Raw genomic sequence first — 2,004 nt, forward strand, 5'->3', positions numbered from 1 at the left:
GCGCTGGAGTTGGTCGTCGACACGTACAGGTAGTCGATGAATGTGGGCATCCAATCGGACTTCTCACTCGAACCCGCGCTGACCTCGACCACGGTGTCTCGGTTCTCGTCGTGGGAGAAACGCAGATCAGCCAGCGGCAGCTCAGCCCGTGACCGGCGAACCCGCGACACCGGGCCGCCGCGGTCCAGCTCCCAATAGATCAACGCGAACGCGATCACGTTCGTAGCCCACACCTGCAACGCCGCCAACAGCAACGTGCCGCCGCCCTTGACCTGGGCGCTGACCAGATCATGCACCAGCTGCCCCAACGCGACCAGGTTGGTCACCACGATCACCGCGATCAACACCAGCGAGATCATCCGCGACTGCCGGGTCTGACGCGTGATCCGCCGCGGATCGGTCGCCACCAAAGCGATCAGCAAAATCCCCTCCAAGATCGGGATGACGAACCGCGGCCCGACCAGCAACTGATTCGGCAACGACGCGTACAACACAACCGCCACCACCACCGCCACCGTCGGCGGCAACCGAGCCTCCCCCACCCCCACATGACGACCCCGATGCCCCGGATAACCCCGCCGCGCCCCGGCCGATCTCTGAGCCACCCACCGAGCATCACCCACCGCCAGGCACCAGCCCAGTCACCGCGCCGCGGAGCCTGGTCGACCGTCCCTCGCCGGCCAGGTTCAATGTCGGGGGTCTTGCGGGAGAACGAGCCGGTCTAGGTCCCGGCGTAAGGCCGTGATCGCGAAGTTGGCGTCCGGAACCCGCGCGCCGTGACTGAACGATCTGCGCGGTGCCGTCATGGGGACACTCGCACAGGTATCGATGGTTGCCGGCGCCGCGCGGCGAGCGACGGTGATTCAGCCGGTCCCCGTGGCGTTACCTGACCTACCAGCGCGGTTCGGGCCCGGAGTCAAGACACGGGGGTGAGTCGCAGCACCGGGATCTCGCGGTCGGTCTTCTGCGGATAGGCACCGAAATTCGGTACCCGCGCGACGACGACCTGCTCCCATACCTCGCTGCGCTCGTCACCGGACAGCTGCTCGACCTTCACCCGCCGCTTCATCCCACCGACCTGGACCCATACCTGGTCGGGATGGGCAGCGAGATTGTGATACCAGGCCGGATGCCGCGCTGCGCCGCCCGCGGAGGCGACGACATACCAACCGCCCTGGCCGTCCTCGAAGCGCGCCACCGGGTTGGTCCGCTGTCGTCCTGAGCGCGCACCGACAGTAGTGATGTAGAGCAGATCCATGCCCTGAAAACGGTCTCCGCCGCGGCGATGTATCCGCATCATTACCGGCATCAGCAGCTTGTTGACGAGACTAGGCGGCGTCCTGCCGCCGCGCGTGCCCGCCGGAGGTTTCTCAATCGACATACCTTCACTGTGCTCCGTTGCGGTCATACCAGGCCAGCACGCGCAACGCCCGTAGCGTGTTCCAGCGGCTGGGTGTCCCGTCACCGTCCTCGAGTGGGAAGTGCACCGCACCACGGTGGGTGTTCTCCAACGGCCAGGTGCCGTCCGGACTCCGCTTGGACCGGACCAGGTCGATGGTCTCGGCCAGTGCCGGGTCGGGCAGGTCACCGGTGGCTTGGAAGTAGTCGAGCGCGCGCAGCACGTCATAGTGCCAGTAGGCCGGAAATGAGAACTGCAACCAGTCGGCGTCCACGATCGCACCGGTGCTCTGCCGCCCAAACAATCGCCGGGTGAGCAGATACTCCTCGCCGCGCCGCCGCGCTGTGACGACGGCGCGTGACCCGCCGGTTGCGCGCTCGAAGGCCAGCAGGCCCTCCAGCACGCAGATCGTTGAGTGGAACGACGAGCGAAGCGAGCCGTTGTCGGCCTCGCAGTTCCAGCCGCCGTCGGCGAGTTGTTCACTGAGCAGCCGGCTCACGATGTCGCCGACCGCTACCCCGAAGTAGGCGCCGATCGCGACGGTGCGCCCGTTGATACACGGCTCGACCTCACCAGCGAAGAACGGCTGCCCGGCGTGCTCCCAG

2 protein-coding genes and 1 pseudogene are annotated in these 2,004 nt (G+C 66.7%); all 3 read right to left on the bottom strand.

All coding sequences use genetic code 11. The features are described 5' to 3' along the window. On the bottom strand, window positions 1-527 hold a 527-nt coding region (locus VN779_RS22965), incomplete at its 3' end, for a hypothetical protein (protein ID WP_325726765.1). A gap of 389 nt (window positions 528-916) precedes the next feature. Then, complete coding sequence (locus VN779_RS22970) at window positions 917-1,408, bottom strand: nitroreductase/quinone reductase family protein (protein WP_325726767.1); 492 nt, start codon at window positions 1,406-1,408, stop codon at window positions 917-919. After that, window positions 1,386-2,004, bottom strand: a pseudogene (locus VN779_RS22975) (hypothetical protein); the annotation flags it as partial. The pseudogene VN779_RS22975 and the gene VN779_RS22970, both read right to left, overlap by 23 nt.

It is taken from the genome of Actinocrinis sp., from assembly GCF_035605935.1.
Classification (GTDB): domain Bacteria; phylum Actinomycetota; class Actinomycetes; order Streptomycetales; family Catenulisporaceae; genus Actinocrinis.